This window comes from Paenibacillus sp. YYML68 (assembly GCF_027923405.1).
Taxonomy (GTDB): Bacteria; Bacillota; Bacilli; order Paenibacillales; family NBRC-103111; genus Paenibacillus_G.
In genome coordinates, this window is record NZ_BQYI01000001.1 from 2,446,612 (window position 1) to 2,465,041 (window position 18,430).

11 protein-coding genes are annotated in these 18,430 nt (G+C 55.1%); all 11 read left to right on the plus strand.

Going from position 1 to position 18,430, the window contains the following annotated elements; translation table 11 throughout:
- Positions 1-41 precede the first annotated feature (41 nt).
- The 11 genes from PAE68_RS11265 to PAE68_RS11315 all read left to right on the plus strand — a co-directional run bounded on the left by PAE68_RS11265 (position 42) and on the right by PAE68_RS11315 (position 18,346).
- On the plus strand, positions 42-575 hold the full coding sequence (locus PAE68_RS11265) for a hypothetical protein (RefSeq protein ID WP_281887020.1): 534 nt from the start codon (positions 42-44) through the stop codon (positions 573-575).
- Complete coding sequence (locus PAE68_RS11270) at positions 568-2,073, plus strand: AAA family ATPase (protein ID WP_281887022.1); 1,506 nt, start codon at positions 568-570, stop codon at positions 2,071-2,073. The genes PAE68_RS11265 and PAE68_RS11270 overlap by 8 nt, the downstream gene beginning before the upstream one ends.
- Before the next feature lie 166 nt (positions 2,074-2,239).
- Positions 2,240-3,952 carry an N-acetylmuramoyl-L-alanine amidase gene (locus PAE68_RS11275; RefSeq protein ID WP_281887025.1) on the plus strand — a complete coding sequence of 571 codons (1,713 nt, stop codon included), beginning with the start codon at positions 2,240-2,242 and terminating at the stop codon, positions 3,950-3,952.
- Between the two features lie 12 nt (positions 3,953-3,964).
- Positions 3,965-4,519, plus strand: a complete 555-nt coding sequence (locus PAE68_RS11280) for a GerMN domain-containing protein (protein WP_281887027.1) — start codon at positions 3,965-3,967, stop codon at positions 4,517-4,519.
- A 53-nt stretch (positions 4,520-4,572) separates the two neighbouring features.
- Positions 4,573-7,347: an S-layer homology domain-containing protein gene (locus PAE68_RS11285; RefSeq protein WP_281887029.1), complete on the plus strand. Its 2,775-nt coding sequence runs from the start codon at positions 4,573-4,575 to the stop codon at positions 7,345-7,347.
- Between the two features lie 204 nt (positions 7,348-7,551).
- Positions 7,552-8,250: an endonuclease III gene (gene nth, locus PAE68_RS11290; protein WP_281887032.1), complete on the plus strand. Its 699-nt coding sequence runs from the start codon at positions 7,552-7,554 to the stop codon at positions 8,248-8,250.
- Positions 8,251-8,270: 20 nt separating this feature from the next.
- Positions 8,271-8,543 (plus strand): NAD/NADP transhydrogenase alpha subunit, encoded by a 273-nt coding sequence (locus PAE68_RS11295; protein ID WP_281887034.1) that lies wholly within the window; start codon positions 8,271-8,273, stop codon positions 8,541-8,543.
- A 70-nt stretch (positions 8,544-8,613) separates the two neighbouring features.
- Positions 8,614-12,387, plus strand: coding sequence for a dynamin family protein (locus PAE68_RS11300; protein ID WP_281887036.1), 3,774 nt, complete (start codon positions 8,614-8,616; stop codon positions 12,385-12,387).
- Positions 12,388-12,829: 442 nt separating this feature from the next.
- The gene (locus PAE68_RS11305; protein WP_281887038.1) at positions 12,830-14,734 is read left to right on the plus strand and encodes an ABC transporter ATP-binding protein; all 1,905 of its coding nucleotides are present in this window, start codon (positions 12,830-12,832) and stop codon (positions 14,732-14,734) included.
- Between the two features lie 86 nt (positions 14,735-14,820).
- On the plus strand, positions 14,821-16,629 hold the full coding sequence (locus tag PAE68_RS11310) for an ABC transporter ATP-binding protein (protein WP_281891027.1): 1,809 nt from the start codon (positions 14,821-14,823) through the stop codon (positions 16,627-16,629).
- Between the two features lie 217 nt (positions 16,630-16,846).
- Positions 16,847-18,346: a M23 family metallopeptidase gene (locus PAE68_RS11315; RefSeq protein WP_281887040.1), complete on the plus strand. Its 1,500-nt coding sequence runs from the start codon at positions 16,847-16,849 to the stop codon at positions 18,344-18,346.
- Positions 18,347-18,430 lie beyond the last annotated feature (84 nt).

Below are 18,430 nucleotides of genomic sequence, written 5' to 3' on the forward strand. Positions count from 1 at the left end.
GCGTTCAGACCTACATTATATAGAAAGGGGGACGTCGACTGATGAAGTTACGTCTCTTACCGGTAGTGCTAAGTGTTGTCATCTCGGCCTCGTTGTTGTTCGGAGGGTACTTCGCTTATCAGAGCTACGCGATGGAGAACCCGTTCGAGAAGGCGGTCAACGGTATTGCAGGAGTGGAGTTGGTGTCTTCCAAGCTCACCTCAAGCACGGCGGATGTTGAGCTGAAGCTCGAGGAGGGCCAAAGCTTGCGCGAGGTGTACCAGCATATTGAGGAACGCGGCAAGCAGGTGCTCGGTACACGTGGGCTGAAGGTGAAGGTAGTGAACGAATCGTCCTCCAGGCTAGATGGCTGGTGGTCGACCGTGTTGTTCGATGTAGCAGAGGCGATGGAGACGAAGCAGTATTCGGACATCCCGAAGACGCTTCATGAGCATGCAGGACGAGAGTCCGGCTTGTCGGCGTCGTCTGAAATCGACGAGAAGTTCGTCTATGTAACGTTGACCGATGGACAATATCGTAAATATATGATGCTTCCTAGAACGCCTGCGACAATGGGGGTGTGGCCGAATGAGTAAATACGGCAAAGAAATATTGATCGGCACCGTGCCGGTCGTCATCGTTTTTTTGTACTTCCTTGGCGTTAATATTATTCCGATCGTATTCATGACCGTGATCCTTGGCACGTTCCTGTACATGAACCGTGCTCGTAATGGCATGGGAGTTGGTAGTGACCGTAAGAGCCGCGCCGCTGCAACGCCGAGCTACTTGACGTTCGACGATATCGGCGGTCAAGAGCGGGCGAAGCGGGAGCTGAAGGAGGCGCTTGACTTTCTTATCCGATATGACGACATTAAGCGTCTTGGTATTCGCCCACTGAAGGGAATGCTGCTGACCGGCCCGCCTGGAACGGGAAAAACGTTAATGGCGAAGGCATCCGCGCATTATACGAACTCCATCTTCCTCGCTGCATCAGGCAGTGAGTTCGTCGAGATGTATGTCGGTGTCGGCGCGAGCCGGGTACGCGACCTGTTCAAGGAAGCCCGCACTCGTGCGCAGAAGGAGAACAAGGACAGCGCAATCATCTTCATCGACGAAATTGATGTCATCGGTGGTAAGCGCGACGGCGGTCAGCAAAAAGAGTACGATCAGACGCTGAACCAGCTGCTCACTGAGATGGACGGCATTCATACGTCCGAGAGTCCGCGTGTCTTGATTATGGCGGCGACGAATCGTAAGGAAATGCTGGACAGCGCGCTGCTGCGTCCGGGACGCTTCGACCGTCACATTGAGGTTGATCTGCCTGACAAGAAGGCCCGTCTTCATATTCTAAACATTCATGCGAAAAATAAACCGATGGCTGAGGATGTTAATCTGGAGCTCATTGCACAGGAAACGTTCCAATTCTCCGGTGCGCAGCTGGAGAGCGTCATGAACGAGGCCGCGATCTATGCGATGCGCGAGGAGCTGGAGACGATTCAGCAGAGGCATCTGTCGCTCGCCGTCGATAAGGTCATGCTCGGAGAGAAGACGGATCGCGAATCGACGAAGGAGGAGCGTGACCGTGTCGCTCTTCACGAGCTGGGTCACGCGATCGTCGCGGAGCGGGTTCGCCCTGGCTCGGTATCGCAAGTATCGCTCAGTCCACGCGGCAAGGCGCTAGGCTTCGTTAGACACAACCCGCAGTCGGACCAGTACTTGTATACGAAGGAGCAGATTGAGGAGCAAATCATGATTGCGCTTGGCGGCTCTGTAGCAGAGGAGATGTTCTACGGCGGACGAAGCACAGGCTCTCGCAACGACTTCGAGCAGTCTCTGCAGATGGTGCGTACGATGATGGATTCGGGCTTGACCCGACTTGGCATCATTGACCGCTCCATGGTGACGAAGCAGGAGCTGATGAAGGAGAATGGAGCGATTCTGGAAGACCTTACAGGCCGCACGAGGGAGCTGCTTGAGCTGCATCGTCCTGTGTTCGAGCAGTCGCTTGAGATATTGATTGCCGAAGAGGTGCTGTCAGGCGAACAATTCAGACAGCTGCTGGCTCAGCATAGTAAAGTCGAGCAAATCGCTTGAGAATGAAAGCTAATGCGGGGCAATCCGGTCGGATCGCCTCTTTTTTTCGTAAAATCGGTCTAAATGAAAAAAAATGAGCCGAACCTGCAACTTTTTTGCCGAATGAGAGTCTAATAGAGTAATAGATTTTGTCAAATTATGAGGCTCGAGGTGCAGGATGAAGCGAATGACAGCTTGGTTATTGATGTTGCTGCTGATGATGTGTATCGCGGTGCCCGCCGCGAACGCCGCTGAAACGAAGCCGATTCAATTATTTCTGAATGGTAAGCAGCTAAACCCCGAGGTTGCACCGCGCATCGTTAACGGCAATACGATCGTGCCTGTGCGTATTATTGCTGAGTCCGCAGGTGCGAAGGTGAGCTGGGACGAGAAGCAGCGCAAGGTTACGGTGCTTCAAGGGGAACAGACGGTTCAGTTGTTTATCGACAAAACGACAGCTTATGTGAACGGGAAGAGCTATACGCTTGAGGCGGCTCCAGTCATCGTAGACGGAAGCACGCTGCTGCCGCTTCGCTTTGTGGTCGAGCAGCTGAACACGAAGGTGACGTGGGATGAGATTACCCGATCCGTGTTCATGTACAATCAATCGACGCTGGCAGGTGCAGGGACGAATGGGGGCGGCGCCCAGGGTGAAGTCGTCGTTGATGCCAAGCCGGAGCAGCCGGTCGGACAGTCAGCCGGACAGCCAGATGGTGAAGCGCAAGGTGAGAAGACGACAGGGTCTGGCAAGACGGATGGAACGGATAAGCCGACAGGAGTGAATAATTCCACAGGTGCTTCGAACAAGCCGGGTGGCACAGAGCAGTCAAGCGGGGAGGCTGCGGCACCGCAAGCTAGTGGGCAGCCGACGACAGGCGCGTCACAGCCTGGACAGGCAGGTCAACAGCCGAATGCGGGTCAGGCGGAGCAGGGCGGGGAGAAGAAGGTCGATTCTGGTACAGCGGATAAGCCTCAGCAGCCAGCATCGCCGTCTGTCGAACCTCAGATTGCTAATGTGATCTACGATCTTGCATTCGCAGGCGAGCAGTTGGTCGTTCGAACGACGACCGAGGCACCGCTCAAGCCTAAGGTGTTCCGGCTGAGTAATCCGGACCGCGTCGTCATCGATGTGCCTGGAGTCAAGCTTCATGAGCCGCTTGCGGCACAGGCGGCCGGTCAAGCGAGCGGAGCTGTCATAGAGGCGACGAACAGTGCGTTCGCCTCGCAGATTCGTTACTCGCAATTTACCGAGGAGGCTGTCCGCATCGTCATCGACCTGACCAACGGCTCGAGGTACAAGCTAGCCGTCGCCGCAGAAGGGGCGAAGCAGCTAGTGCTGCAGCTCGAGCCGCCACGCGAGCGGGCTGTCGTCTATCTGGACCCAGGGCACGGCGGTAAAGATTCTGGTGCTATCTCGAAGCATACAGGACGGTATGAGAAAACTTTTGTACTCGCGCTTAGCAGGAAAGTGACGGCCTTGCTCGAAAAAGAAAAAGGGATCGAGGTGCGCACAACGCGTTCTGACGATACGTTCCTTGAGCTCGCCGAGCGTGTGGCGCTAGCGAACTACAATGATGCCGACGCCTTCATATCGATTCATGCGAATGCGAGTGACAAGGCGTCCGTGAGCGGGACGGAGACGTTCTACTATACGGAGCATAGCTTGTCGTTCGCGAACATCATGCACAGTTATATCATTCAAGCAACCGGCTTCATCGACCGTAAAGTGAAGCAGGGCAACTTTCACGTGCTTCGCAATACTTCAATGCCCTCCGTGCTGCTTGAGATTGGGTTCCTCAGCAACAAGCAGGAGGAGAGTCTTCTGTTCCAGGAGTCGTTACAAAACCAGGTCGCCGCAGCTATCGTTCAAGGCATCAAGAAGCAGCTAAATCTGGAATAAGGAGTGTTCGCTATGCACAACCATTGGAGATCGTCGCTCGCAGCCGCAGTGCTGCTCGCTGTCGTCATGACCGGCTGCGGACAAGGTAAGCCGCTTAGCGGCGGAGCTACTACAGCTGACCCTGTACAGTCGGTCCAGCCGGATGCGACAAGCACTACAGCTGAGCAGTCTCAGAAGAAGCTTTCACTTCCAGTGAAAACTTACTACAGCAATAGCGGCTTCGATAAGCTTGTCGAGAAGCAGTCCATGATTGAAGTGGACACTGACGCTGACAAATATAAAGCGGTATTCGAGCAGCTTCGCACGGCCCCCGATGAGCAGACCGTTTCGCTGGCCAAGCATATTACCGTCAAGTCTGTGCAGCTGCAGGGCAGCTTATTGACCGTCGATATGACGATCCCGGGTGAGGCAAGGCTGGGAGCAGGTGGCGAGGAGATGCTGCTGCAGGCTTTCGCTCAAGCAGCCTTCCAATTCAAAGAAATTAACGCACTGCAGCTGCTCGTAGACGGGCAGAAGGTAGATAGCCTGATGGGTCATATGGAGCTACAGCACCCGATTAAACGTTGATTACAAAGCTTACCAACATCGACATCTGCTGATTGAGAGGAGCTCGCTTACTTATGCAACTACGCAATCGTCAAATGAATAAATCACGCAAGCTGGCAGCCGCCGTGCTTGCACTCAGCCTGGCCTTCAGCGGGTCCGCCTATGCGGCGGACCCTGTGTCCGTTACAGCTAATACGAATACAAGCTCGGTGCTTCAGTTCTCGGACGTGAGCGGCACACACTGGGCCGTCAAGCATGTGACGAAGCTGGCTGCGCTCGGAATCGTTCAAGGTTACGAAAACAGAGAGTATCGTCCTGACACTACCGTGTCACAGCAGGAAGTCATCATCATGGCCATACGAATGATGGGTCTTGAGCAGCAGGCGCTCAGTGATACGGCTGAGACTGTGCTACCGGTGCTCGTCAGCGATTATGCGAAGCCCTATGTCGCGTATGCCTTGGATAAGGGTCTCCTGTTGGCCTCGGAGGAGCTTGCGAACACAACGACCACCAAGACGGCGTGGGGCTCCAGGGAAGCGTCCCGTGAATGGGTCGCGAAGCTTGTTATTCGTGCGATCGGCAAGGAGCAGCTAGCGAAGGATCATTCTGCATCTACGGTACCATTCACGGATGCTACTTCATTCTCTACTGCAGGTAAGGGCTATGTGAATGCAGCAGTTTTGCTCGGCATCGTTCAGGGGTTCGAGGACGGCTCCTTCAAGCCGCAGGGCAGCGTAACACGCGCTCAGATGGCTACGTTCCTAAGCCGTGCGGACAAAGAAATGACGGTGAAGTCCTCACGTGTTGCAACCGGCTATATTATGGACATGATGGACGGGAAGCTGACCGTTCTTAATTCCAAGGGCGATACGAATACATACACGATGAATGCGGATACGGTCATCTATAATGCGAAGGACGATACCCGTATTCCGGCTACCCAGCTGAAGCTGACGAATGAAATTTACATGGTACAGAGCTTGAATAAAGCGCTGTACATTGAGCTTACGAATGCGGATGACCGAATGGAAGTAACCGAAGCGATCCTTGACCGTTTCTATATGGATCGGATGATCGTCTCGGCTGAAATTAATGGATCCATCGGATTGTTCGATCTGGCTGCTAACGTGTCGGTGACGGACAAGGACGGCAGAGGGTTGAGCATCGGCTCTGTTCAGGCAGGTAGCCTGCTGGAGCTGAAGCGCAATACGCTCTTGAAGGAAAATAAAATTACTCATATCGTAGTGAAGCAAGCGCCGGTCTCCAAGACGGCTGAAGGTACAATCTCGAGCATCGATCGGACACAAGGGTCAATCACGATTCTAGAGAAGACGAGCGTCGCCGCAGAGTCGTATGCGATGACGGAGCCTCTGATCGTGAAGCTGCCGGACGGCTCGCTCGCGGACTTGTCCAAGCTTCATCTTGGCGATGCCGTCACCTATGAGGTGAAGAACAACAAGCTAGTTGGCATCACCATCAAGAAGCAAGCGGATGTCGTGACGACGGTACAGGGCACACTGACCGCGGAAGTGAATAAGGACACTCGCATATTGACGATTACAAAAACGGGCGGCAGCGGTCTTGCAGCGTACTATTTGAATGACAATGCGATTGTCGACATCTCCGGCTTATCGAGTGCAAGTCTGTTCGATCTGGAGGTAGGCGATGAGCTCAGCCTGGAGCTGCTTAATGACAAGGTTGTAAAGGTGTCGGTAACGAGCAGACAGGTCGAATCGTTCGAATTCGTTAAAATATTGTCGTTCGAGCCGACAACGAAGGTGCTGACGATTATTAAAAATAATGGCAGCTTCGGTGCGTACCAGCTGTCCGATACGACCGTCATTAAATTTGCAGGTACGACGCTCCCAATCGATCAATTCCAGACCAACTTCATCGGAACACAAAGCGGCCAGTCGACCGCGGACCGCAACCGTAAGGTGAACCTGAAAGTATCGAAGGATCGCATCGTTTCGCTTGAAATGACAACAGCGCTTGACGCAACCGTCGCGCAGGTGAACACCACTCTGCACGAGGTTACTCTTCGAACTGCAAGCGGACAGGCACTAACGTTCAAGGCACCTGGAGCTAAGGTGGAGCTCCAGAATAAGGCGAATGGGGAGCTAGCGGACCTCAAGGTAGGCGATTCCGTACGAGCGAGCTTAATATTTACACAAGACATGATCAGTTCCATTGCGGTCAAGTCATCCGGAATGTACAAGACGCTCATTACGAATGCAGCAACGAAGCAAGTAACGGCGAAGCATACACAGTCCGGAGTCACGGTTACATTTACTCTGGATAGCTTGGATAAAATCGTGAACCAGGCCAAGCCGGCCAGCGGCTTCGAGGATATTCATGTCGACGAATATATCAAAGCCAGCTTCACCGGGACGAAGCTTGATCAAGTCGCGATTATGAATACTGTTCGGGGCAAGGTTAATGCTGTCGATGCGACACAGCAGACGATCACGGTGCAAGATTTCCAAGGCGGACTGCATGTGCTGGCTCTGGCGCAAAGCTTCACGGTAAAGCTTCCGGATGGCACCTCCTCTGCGAATATTACGGCGATTAAGGCCGGAGACCGTGTCGAAATTGTGAAGGAAGCGGACGGTAAGACGCTCATTCATACAGCAGCAGCCTCCAAGCGATTGTTCGCCTCATACGACAATGTATTAGGGTTTATCTTGCTCAAGCCTTCGGGCTCTAACAGTAAGGATCGATACAATATGCATACGAAGGCTTATCTCCACCGTGGCAGCACGGTCGTCAGTCCTGGCAGCTTTGCGCCTGACGAAGAAGTGAATGTTTATGTAATTGACGACAAAATTATAGAAATCGAGAAGCCCTAATCATTCATTATAGACTGGTCTATTTGATCGAAACCGTCTTGTCCGGCATAGCTTTCTCGGCCGTGTCAGGGCGGTTTTTGACGTCTTACCTGAAGACTTGCGATGTCGGAAAAATTTCTTAATTTCGCGGGAATGTACGTTGCTTCGACCTTGCAGATTCGGTAAACTAAAGGTCAGACACGAGAGCGAGGAAGGACGGTAAGCATGAATCGATCACAGGTTCGGAAGGTGCTGGATACGATCGCTGAAATGTTTCCCGATGCTCATTGCGAGCTTCGTCATGAGAATCCGTTCGAGCTAACGATCGCCGTGCTGCTGTCCGCGCAATGTACGGACGAGACGGTCAATAAAGTGACGGCTGATTTGTTCCAAAAATATAAGAAGCCTGAGGATTACTTGGCGGTTCCCTTAGAGGAGCTGGAGCAGGACATTCGACGTATTGGCTTATTTCGCAATAAGGCGAAGAACATTCAGGCGCTGTGCGCGCTTCTCTTGGACAAGTTCGGCGGTGAAGTGCCTAGGGAGCATGAGCAGCTCGTCGAGCTTCCAGGTGTCGGTCGGAAGACGGCGAATGTCGTGATGTCGAACGCATTCGGCGTACCAGCTATAGCTGTGGACACACATGTCGAGCGTGTATCGAAGCGTCTCGGTCTTGCAGGCGCAGACGATTCGGTGCTTGAGGTGGAGAAGAAGCTGATGAAGCAGGTGCCTCGGGACGAGTGGACCGATACGCATCACCGGCTCATTTTTTTCGGAAGATACCATTGCAAGGCACAAAACCCGCGCTGTGAAGCTTGTCCGCTCCTCGAATTATGTCGAGAAGGAAAAAAACGTATGAAACCGGCCCGAACAAGGAAAACTGTACCAAAGGCCGCAAAATCGGCGGAAGCCGAGATTCAATAGAAGAAGGGATAGGATAATCGATGAAATGCATCTCCGTATATACAAATGACTTTGAAGTGTTCTCAGATATTTATGAGAAGGTGCTGAATACGCCGCTGCAGGAGGACGAGGAGCTTCAGGTTGAGGGTGTGATCGTGTCCGAGTCGGGCAGTGTGCCTGAAAACTATTTGTCACGGATGAAGCAGCGTCCTGAGGTCGTTGTGATGAAGGTGAAGGACAAAGACATTACAATTTTGCAGCATCGGGACGTGTTTGAAATTTTTATTCCTGAGAAGGAAACTGTGGTACACTAAAACCGAAGCAATTCGGTTTTTTCTTTTTTATTCATCACATATACATGGGATCGCAAAGTAGGGGGAACGGATGAACAGTATGTTACATACAACAGAAGGAGCTGCACAAGGGGAAGTGCAGCACAAGGACAGTCAAGGAGAAGCGAATTCGGGCGGCTCGCCGATGAAGGAGATTCGTCAGCTGCTCGTTCAGATGGAGCAGGCTGGCGATCTGGAGCATGCGGGCAAGCTGAGGCAGTTAATGGCGAAGGTGCAGACGGGACGATTGAACCTCGCGTTCTGCGGACACTTCTCTGCAGGGAAGTCCAGCTTGATTAACAAGCTGTGCGGGCATCAGCTGCTCCCGTCGAGCCCGATTCCGACGAGCGCGAATATCGTCAGCATTGCAAGCGGGGAGCCAGGAGCTCGTGTCGTCTATCGGGCGGAGGAGTCTGCAACTGGTTCGGTGGAGGCAGGCCGCACGGAGCGGGTTGCGCTGGATGATCTGGCTGAGCATTGTCGTAATGGGGAAGCGATCGAGACGGTTGAGATTACATATCCGATACCATTGCTTGGCGATATGGCGGCGCTGCTTGATACGCCGGGTGTCGATTCGACGGACGATGCGCATCAGCTGGCGACGGAATCGGCGCTGCATCTCGCGGACGCGGTGTTCTATACGATGGATTATAACCATGTGTTATCCGAGGTTAATTTGGCCTTCGCGAAGAAGATGGTGGAGTGGGGCAAGCCGCTCTACTTGATCGTCAATATGATCGATAAGCATCGGGAGCACGAAGTGACGCTGGAGGCTTATAAGGCGGGCGTCCACGAATCGTTCGCAAGCTGGGGCGTGAAGCCGGACGGCATCGTCTATACGTCGGTGAAGGTGCCCGAGCATCCGGCCAACGAGTGGTCGACGCTGCTATGGCTGCTGAGCGAGCTGATTGCTCGTAAAGATTCGCTGATCGTGCAAAGTCTGGAGCAATCGGCAAGAGCGCTGGCGAAGCAGCATGCGGATAAGCTGGCGGAGGCTGCAGAACCGGAGAAGGAGGCGCTTCGCGCCCGTCTTGCGGAGGATGAGGGTGTTGAGGCTGCTCAGCAGCAAGCTGTGGAGCTGCAGGCTGAGCTGAAGCGGATCGATGCGTTACCGCAAACGATCGTCAACGATGTACGTAAGGAAGTAACGGCACTGCTTGACAACGCGAACGTTACTCCTGCGGTTACTCGCGATCTTGCGCATACGTATCTCGAGAGCCGTCGACCGGGCTTCAAGGTCGGCTGGCTCGGCTCTGCAGCGAAGACGACCGCGGAGCGTGAGCGTCGTCTTGCTGCGTTGCATCAGGATTTCGCGTCGCAGGTGCATACGCAGGTCGAGCGTCACGTGCAGCAGCTGCTGAAGGCGAAGCTGAGTGGTCTTGGTCTTGCGACTGAGCGCGTGGCTGAGGCGGCAGAGGGCGTCACGTTCGAGGTGACGCCAGAGTGGCTCGCCGCCGCGGTGAATGAGGCGGCCGTATTCGGTAACGAGTACACGATGACGTACTCGAAGCATGTAGCCGCCGAGCTGAAGGCGGCGTATCGCAGGCTGGCGCTCGACGTAGCCGATGCGCTGGCTGCGGAGCTCGCGGCTGCGCTCGCGCCGAGCCGCGAGGCGCTGGCTGCGCAGCTCGCCGCGCTCGAGCAGCGCCTCAGCGCGCTGCGCGAGCTCGAGCGCCGCGAGCAGGCGGAGCGCGCGTATCGCGACGCGCTGCTCGCCGCGCTGCCGGCGAGCGCCCGCGCGGCGCTGCCGGCGCCCGAGCGCGCGCCGGGCCGCGACGCGGCCGCAGGCGAAGCCGCTGCGGCCGCTAGCGCGGCTGCGCCTGCGGCGAGCGCCGCGCTCGCCGCGCTGGCGGAGCGCGCAGGCGCTGGCGCCCGCGGCGCGGCTGGCGGCGGCGAAGCGGCCGCCGCGAGCGGGCTGCGCGCAGCGGGCGGCCACCGCGCGCGGCTGCGCAGCACGAGCGAGCGGCTCGCCGCTGCGGCTGGCGAGCTCGAGGATGTAGCGGCGCTTCAATCGATTCGCCGCTCGCTGCTGGAGAAGGCGGAGCGCCTCGCCGGCAACCGCTTTACGATCGCGCTGTTCGGAGCGTTCAGCGCGGGTAAGTCGTCGTTCGCCAATGCGCTTATTGGCGAGCGGGTGCTGCCGGTATCGCCGAATCCGACGACGGCGGCGATTAACAAGATTATGCCGCCGGAGCCCGAGGCGGGCTGGCCGCACGGCACGGCGAAGGTGCGCGTGAAGAGCGCCGATAAGCTGACCGCCGACGTTCTGTACTCGCTTGAGATGCTGGGCGAGCGTGTCGAATCGCTCGATCAAGCGCTCGCGGCTATCGACGGGCTGAAGCCGGAACGCATTCCAGGCAAGGGCAAGCCTCACTTCGCCTTCCTGCGAGCGGTGAAGCTGGGCTGGAGCGCAATGAGCGCAAGCTTGGGTCAAGAGCTTCGCATTACAGTGGATGAATTCGGCAGCTACGCAGCGGACGAGTCGAAATCGTGCTTCGTCGAGCTAATCGAGCTCTATTACACGAACCCGCTTACTGAGCAAGGGGTCGTCCTTGTCGATACGCCGGGCGCAGATTCGATCAACGCCCGCCATACGGGTGTGGCATTCGAGTTTATCAAGAACGCCGACGCCATTCTGTTCGTCACGTACTACAATCATGCGTTCTCGCATGCAGACCAGCAGTTTCTGCTGCAGCTCGGACGAGTGAAGGATAGCTTCGAGCTGGATAAAATGTTCTTCATCGTCAACGCGGCGGACCTCGCCTCGTCGTCAGAGGAGCTCGACGGCGTCGTGAAGCACGTCGAGAGCAATTTGCTGCACCATGGCATTCGTCATCCGCGCATCTACCCGCTGTCCAGCTACTATGCACTGGAAGGGAAGCTGGCGGGCGATGAAGCGGCGACTGACCTGTCCGGGATTACCCGATTCGAGCAGGAGTTCGTCCGCTTCACCTTCGAGGAGCTGACCGATATGGCGGTTCAGGCCGGAGATGCCGACCTGCGCCGTGCTTCGCAGACGCTGCAGAGCTGGCTTGACAGCGCGAGCAGCGACGCCGCTGACCGCGCCAAGCAGGCGGAGGCGCTGCGCCGTTCGCTGGCGGCAGCCTCTAGCCGTTTGCAGGAGACAACTAGCGACCGTGAGGTGAAGGAGCTGTCCAAGGAGATCGAGGAGCTGCTCTACTACGTGAAGCAGCGGACGGCGTATCGATTCGGTGAGCTGTATCAGCTCGCCTTCCATCCTTCGCTGTTCCGTGAAGACCCTCGTGAGCCGAAGGCTGTGCTTATGTCGGCTTGGGAAGACCTGCGGCGGATGATCAGCTTTGATCTGTCCCAAGAAATATTGGCGACGACGCTTCGCATCGAGAATGCGATCAACAAGCTTGCCAAGGAAACCGCCGCCCAGTGGACGGATTCGATCCGCAAGGAGCTGTCGAGCTTTGATTCGCCGGGCTTCGAGTCGTTCAAGCTGAACACACCGGAGCTGACGGGTACGCTTGAGGCCGATGACGTGAATGCGAAGTGGCTGTCAGGCTTCTTCAAGAATACGAAGCAGTTCTACGAGGGCGAAGGACGGGCACAGCTGCGTCGTGAGCTGGAGTCGAGGCTGAACACGCCGATGGCTCGCTTCGCGCAGCAGCAGGCCGAGCAGCTGGAGCTTGCTTACGCCGATCAGCTGCGCTCCGTTCTAACGGAGCTGTCCGCTCAGTGGCAGCAAGCGATGCGCGAGCATGCCGAAGGTCTTCTTGAGGCGCTGGAGATGAAGCTGGATCTGGCAGCTCTGCAGGCGAAGCAATCGAGATTAGACGCGTATAGACAGCAATCATAACGATACGAGAGAAGGAATCGGTGCGGAACCGGTTCCTTTTTTTGTTCGGCTCGTACCAGATTGATCGGATGAAAGCTGTTTTTTTGAGAAAAGGATTCCGACGCCTGTATGAGCACGATTCGGGAGAAAAAGCTTGGTACAGCTGACATAACTGCGGCATATGGGGGAATATACGATGTCATGCATCGATATCGAGTTAGCGCTTGTTGCCGCACCTGGTTGATGGTGGTAAACTGCTAACCATGACCATAAGAAATAGAGCCTTGTCAATGGATGTAAGCCCTTCACATAGTGGATGCTAGAGAAATTTCGATTTATCGTAACAGAAGTCGAAGCAGCCGGAGGGACTAATGATTTATGAACGCGCGTACATCACGAGCTATTCATCTACATACATACTCGCGCTCACAATAGAGTTTATGTTCAAGAGGAGGAGTGCAGCTTGGAAGTGTTCAAGCAATTAAAAGATTTTTATTGGCCTGCCCGCAAGTTTTTGGTCTCATCGATCCTATGTCTGATGACGGCGACGGCGTTAGGGCTCGTGTACCCGAACCTGTACCGTTACTTCATCGACGAGGTCATAGCCAATGAGCGCTACGAGCAGGTTCCGATGCTTGCCGCTGCTGTACTCGTTGTGATGGCGCTGAAGGCATGCTTTCAATTTTTGCACGGAGCGTCTAGTGGAAGGCTCGGCAACCTGACCGCGTTCAACATGCGTGAGGCGCTGTACCGGAAGCTGCAGTTCTTATCGTTCCAGTATTATGACAAGGCTCGAACCGGTGACCTCATGTCCAGGCTGACGGCAGATCTGCAAGCGGTTCGTGACTTTATCGGCTTCGGCTTCGTGCAGATGCTGAACGTGTTCATGATGTTTACGTTCGGCATGGCGATGATGCTGACGATCCACTGGCAGCTGACGCTCATCACGCTGGCGACGATGCCGCTACTCGTGTTCACAGCGATCCGCTTCGAGGGCCGGATTCATCCGGCCTTCCGCTCAATTCGCCAATCGATGAGCTCGATGACGACGACCGTTCAAGAGAACATTACAGGCGTTCGCACCGTCAAGTCGTTCGCTCGCGAGCCTTATGAGCTCGAGAAGTTCGACGGACGCAATGAAGATTATAAGTCGAATAACGTGAATACGTCGACGATCTGGGCTACCTATTTTCCACTTATGGAGATGATTGCGAACTTGAGCGTCGTGCTGTTGCTGGGCACTGGCGGCTGGATGGTCATTCAAGGCTCAATTACGCTGGGAGAGCTGATTGCATTCTACACGCTGGTCTGGTATATTATCGGCCCGCTGTGGAGCATCGGCTTTCATATTAACAACTTCACGCAATCGAAGGCGGCCGGAGAGCGGCTGATCGAGATCCTGCATCAATATGTGCATGTGAAGGATCGGGACAACGCCAAGGTGCTGCGCAAGGAGGAGGTGCGAGGCGAGGTACAGTTCGAGAACGTGACGTTCACGTACGGCGAGGCGCCGACTCCGGCTCTGGTTGATTTCAGCCTCCATGCACCGGCAGGCTCTGTCATCGGCTTGCTCGGCGGTACAGGGTCCGGCAAGTCAACGGTCATTCAGCTTCTGCTGCGGGCGTATCAAGTGAAGGAGGGGCGCGTGCTGCTGGACGGGCAGGACATACGCAGTGTCACACTCGAGAGCTTACGCAGCCAGCTGGCAATCGTGTTCCAAGAGACGTTCCTGTTCTCCTCCACGATCCGCAACAACATCGCGTATGGCGCGAAGGCTGTAACGATGGAGCAGATCGAACGCGCTGCGAGGCTGGCCAAGGCGCACGACTTCATCATGGAGCTGCCGCTCGGCTACGACACGATCGTTGGCGAGCGTGGGTTAGGCTTATCTGGTGGACAGAAGCAGCGTATAGCGATTGCTCGCGCCCTCCTGCTGAACCCGAACATCTTGATTCTGGACGATGCGACGAGCGCTGTCGATATGGAGACTGAGCACGACATTCAGCAAGGGCTGCGCGAGGTGATGCACGATCGGACGACGTTCATTATCGCGCATCGCATCTCTTCCTTGAAGCATGCCGACGAGATCATCGTGCTCGATCAGGGCCGGATTGTACAACGAGGCAAGCATGAGGAGCTGATGCAACAGGAAGGACCGTATCTGGATACGTACCGGATTCAATTCGCCGATCAGCCATCCAGCGACGACAGCATCGCATGGACGAAGGCGCAGACTGAAGCAGTCTCCAGTCAGGAGAGCGACGGTCTGCAGCATGAACAGGATCATGCGCGCCGCATGAAGGATGAAGCTAGAGGAACCTTGAAGCCGTCATCTGCACCAATACCGCGAAGGGGGCTGCTCACGTGAGCCGTGGCGATATACATACCGAGCATGAGCCAAGTAACGAGCAAGACCAACAGGCGCAATCCCGTTCTCACGAACGACCAGGAACGCTGCATAACGAGACGATCTCCTCCCGTTTCGTCTACCAAGACGATGAGGAGCTGGATAAAGGGTTTGATTGGGTACAAGTCAAGCGTGTAGGCCACTACATGAAGCCTTACGCCAGACAGCTTATCCCGGTGCTGGTACTCATGATGGCTGTCGGTGCTATAACGAAGCTGCTGAACCCGATCTTGCTAGGCTTCGCCATCGATCATGCCATCAAGGACAAGGACGGTCAGGAGCTGCTGTACTGTGTGCTCGGCATGCTGCTTCTGTATATCATTCAATGGGCGGCGAACAATTACCGGGTCCGGTACACGAACATGATTGGTCAACGCATCATCTACGACCTGAGGCGTGATCTGTTCAGTCACATCCAGAAGCTATCGTTTCAATTTTTTGATAAACGACCGGCGGGCTCTATACTTGTACGTATTACGAACTATGTCAACTCGCTCCAGGATCTGCTCTCGAACGGTGCGGTGAACATGCTGATCGATCTGGTGCAGCTGTCGGGTATCGTCATCATCTTGCTCATCTATAACTGGAAGCTTGGCGCAGCGATTATGATTACGGTCCCGATCATGTTCCTGCTGTCCACGAAGCTGCGTATGTATATACGCCGGGCGTGGCAGGTTGTACAGACGAAGACGTCGCGTATTAATGCCCATCTGAACGAATGTATACAGGGCATCAAGGTGACACAGGCGTTCACGCAGGAGAAGGCGAACATGGATTACTTCGAGGATATGAATCAAGACAATCTAAGGTCCTGGAACCGTGCGTCCACCTTGAACCAATCGTTCAACCCGCTGATTGAATTTACGGGTGGCATCGGATATTTCATTCTATTCTTGTTCGGTGCATTCTTGATTCAGAGCGGAGAGATTACGATTGGTACATTCGCGATGTTCGCCTCGTATATCGGTCACTTCTGGGAGCCGATTAACCGGCTCGGTCAGTTGTACTCGCAGGTGCTTATTGCGATGGCTTCATCGGAGCGTATCTTCGAATTCATCGACGAGCAGCCAAGTGTGGCGGAGCGGTCGAATGCGCTGGCGCTGCCGAAGATTGAAGGACAACTGTCGTTCAAGCAGGTCGAGTTCGAATACGAGCCGGGACGCCATGCGCTCAAGGGAATTGATCTGGAGGTCAAGGCAGGCACCTCGATCGCATTGGTCGGTCATACCGGCTCAGGCAAAAGCACGATTATTAATCTGCTCTGCCGCTTCTACGACGTGACTGGCGGCACCATTACGATCGATGGGCACGATATTCGAGACTTGACGCTGCAGAGCTTGCGCTCACAGATCGGCATCGTCATGCAGGATACGTTCATCTTCTCGGGTACGATCCGCGACAACATCCGCTTCGGGCGCCTAGAGGCGACGGATGAAGAGGTGGAGCGGGCTGCGCGAGCGGTGCGCGCTCACGATTTCATCGTTAACCTGCCGCAAGGGTACGATACGGAAGTACAGGAGCGGGGCAGCGTCCTCTCGATGGGACAGCGTCAGCTGCTGTCGTTCGCCCGTGCTCTGCTTGCCGACCCGCGTATTCTTATTCTGGATGAAGCGACGGCAAGCATCGATACGGATACCGAGGTGAAAATTCAAGAGGCGCTGAAGACGCTGATGGCGGATCGAACGACCGTTATCGTTGCGCACCGCTTGTCCACCATTCGACATGCCGATCAAATTGTAGTGCTCGATCACGGCTCCATCGTAGAGCAGGGCAGTCATGACGAGCTGCTGCGGCACAAGGGTGTTTATGACGGCTTAATTCAAGCCCAGTACCGCTTCCTCAAGGAAACGGGTTAAGAGAAGGCTACGGTCCCGACGGCGCTGTGAAGCGACTCGGGGCTTTTTCTTTACCAGAACAAGCGAACATATGTTTGATTATACAGCAGACAGAACGACAATGTCCACAATTTGTTGTCTTATCCACGGACATCAGGTCATATACATGGGAATGGATTAGGCATGAGCTGAACAGGAAGCGCGCTTCATATGAACATGTACAGGGAGGTAGCCAACATTGAAGAACAGTTCAAGCATGTGGATGAAAGTGTTGGGAGCCGTACAATGGATGACCGCCTTTGCCGTCATTGTCACCGTCGTGTTCTCGGGCCGCTGGTTCGTGAAAGCCCAGACCATCCCCCGCTATGACGTCTTTCTGGACGATCAGCTGTTGGGCACGGTGTCCGATCCGGAGCTGGTCAAAAGCTGGAAGCTGGAGCGTTATCGTGAGGTCGAGCGTGAGCATAGCAACCTTCGGGTCACTTCGAACCTGGAGAAGCTGAACTTTGTCAGCAATCCTGCATTCAACGGAGCGATAGACAACGATGCTGTCATCGCTGCTCTGAATAAGAAGATCGTCTATTATTTCTTCGCTGTCGAAATTCGGATCGACGGGGAATCGATCGGCTACGTCAAGGATCTGCAGACGGCTGCCGAGCTGCTTGAGCAAATTAAGGCACCTTACAAGTCTGCTGCAGAAGCCGTTCCCGCAGAGCCGAAGCGTAAGCTTGTTCGGGCGTTGTCCGCGAACGGGACGACTGGACAAGTGGAGGGACTGGCGGAAGCATCGGTCGAGGAGTCAACTATCGCTGAGGAGGCGGCTGCAGCTGTTCCGGCCTCCTCTCTTGCCAGCAGCTTCGTCCAGGACGTCAGTCTCGTCGAGACGATCCTCGAGCCGGGGAAGGTTGAATCGTCCGAGGCAATTAAGCAGCGCATATTGGCCGGTAAGGTTGTGCCGGAGACTTATACGGTACAGAGCGGCGATTGCATGTCGATGCTCGCAAGCCGGTTCCAGATGCCGATCGAAACGCTGCGTGCGAACAATCCCGAGGTACGGGGCGATCTGATCCGTGTTGGCCAGCAGCTGCGCATTACGGTGCAGCAGCCGATGTTGACGGTGAAGACGACGGAGGTGCGCACGGAGCAGCATAAGGTGCCGAGCGGCGTCAAGTATGAGAAGGACCCGGAGCTGAAGGCAGGAGTGATTCAGATCGTGTCGCAGGGCAAGCCGGGGCTGAAGAAGGTTATGATTCAGTCTGTCAAGCTGAACGGCAAGCTGGCGGAGGAGTCTTTGCTGCATGAGGAAGTGCTGGAGGAAGCGGTACAGACAGTCGTAAGGCAAGGGACGAAGGTCATTCCTGGCGTCGGAACCGGTAAGTTCTCCATGCCAGTCTTACGCGGCGAGGTGACGAGCCAGTTCGGTCTAAGGTGGGGGAAGTCGCACAAGGGCACTGACTTCGTATCGAAGGAGCGCAGCATTATGGCGTCCGATCACGGCAAAGTGATTTTCGCAGGCTGGAAGAGCGGCTACGGCAATTGCATCATTATCGATCATCAGAACGGTTATGAGACGCTGTACGGGCACTTGAGCAAGATTAGTGTGAAGGAAGGCGAATCGGTTACGAAGGGTGAGAAGATCGGCATTATGGGCAGTACAGGCAATTCGACCGGCGTCCATCTTCACTTTGAAATTATGAAAAATGGGATTCAACACAATCCGATGAAATTTTTGAGCTAAAACACTCAGCTCATACTCCCCGAATTGATCATGGTTATCCCCACTCTCCTCCGCGCAATAAGGGTCTATCCTCAGGTGAAAAAG

What these genes read in the sequence shown, in the direction of transcription:
- PAE68_RS11275 (WP_281887025.1), top strand. Translation starts at nt 2,240, where the DNA reads ATGACAGCTTGGTTATTGATGTTGCTGCTGATGATGTGTATCGCGGTG.
- PAE68_RS11280 (WP_281887027.1), top strand. Translation starts at nt 3,965, where the DNA reads ATGCACAACCATTGGAGATCGTCGCTCGCAGCCGCAGTGCTGCTCGCT.
- nth (WP_281887032.1), top strand. Translation starts at nt 7,552, where the DNA reads ATGAATCGATCACAGGTTCGGAAGGTGCTGGATACGATCGCTGAAATG.
- PAE68_RS11285 (WP_281887029.1), top strand. Translation starts at nt 4,573, where the DNA reads ATGCAACTACGCAATCGTCAAATGAATAAATCACGCAAGCTGGCAGCC.
- PAE68_RS11295 (WP_281887034.1), top strand. Translation starts at nt 8,271, where the DNA reads ATGAAATGCATCTCCGTATATACAAATGACTTTGAAGTGTTCTCAGAT.
- PAE68_RS11270 (WP_281887022.1), top strand. Translation starts at nt 568, where the DNA reads ATGAGTAAATACGGCAAAGAAATATTGATCGGCACCGTGCCGGTCGTC.
- PAE68_RS11300 (WP_281887036.1), top strand. Translation starts at nt 8,614, where the DNA reads ATGAACAGTATGTTACATACAACAGAAGGAGCTGCACAAGGGGAAGTG.
- PAE68_RS11265 (WP_281887020.1), top strand. Translation starts at nt 42, where the DNA reads ATGAAGTTACGTCTCTTACCGGTAGTGCTAAGTGTTGTCATCTCGGCC.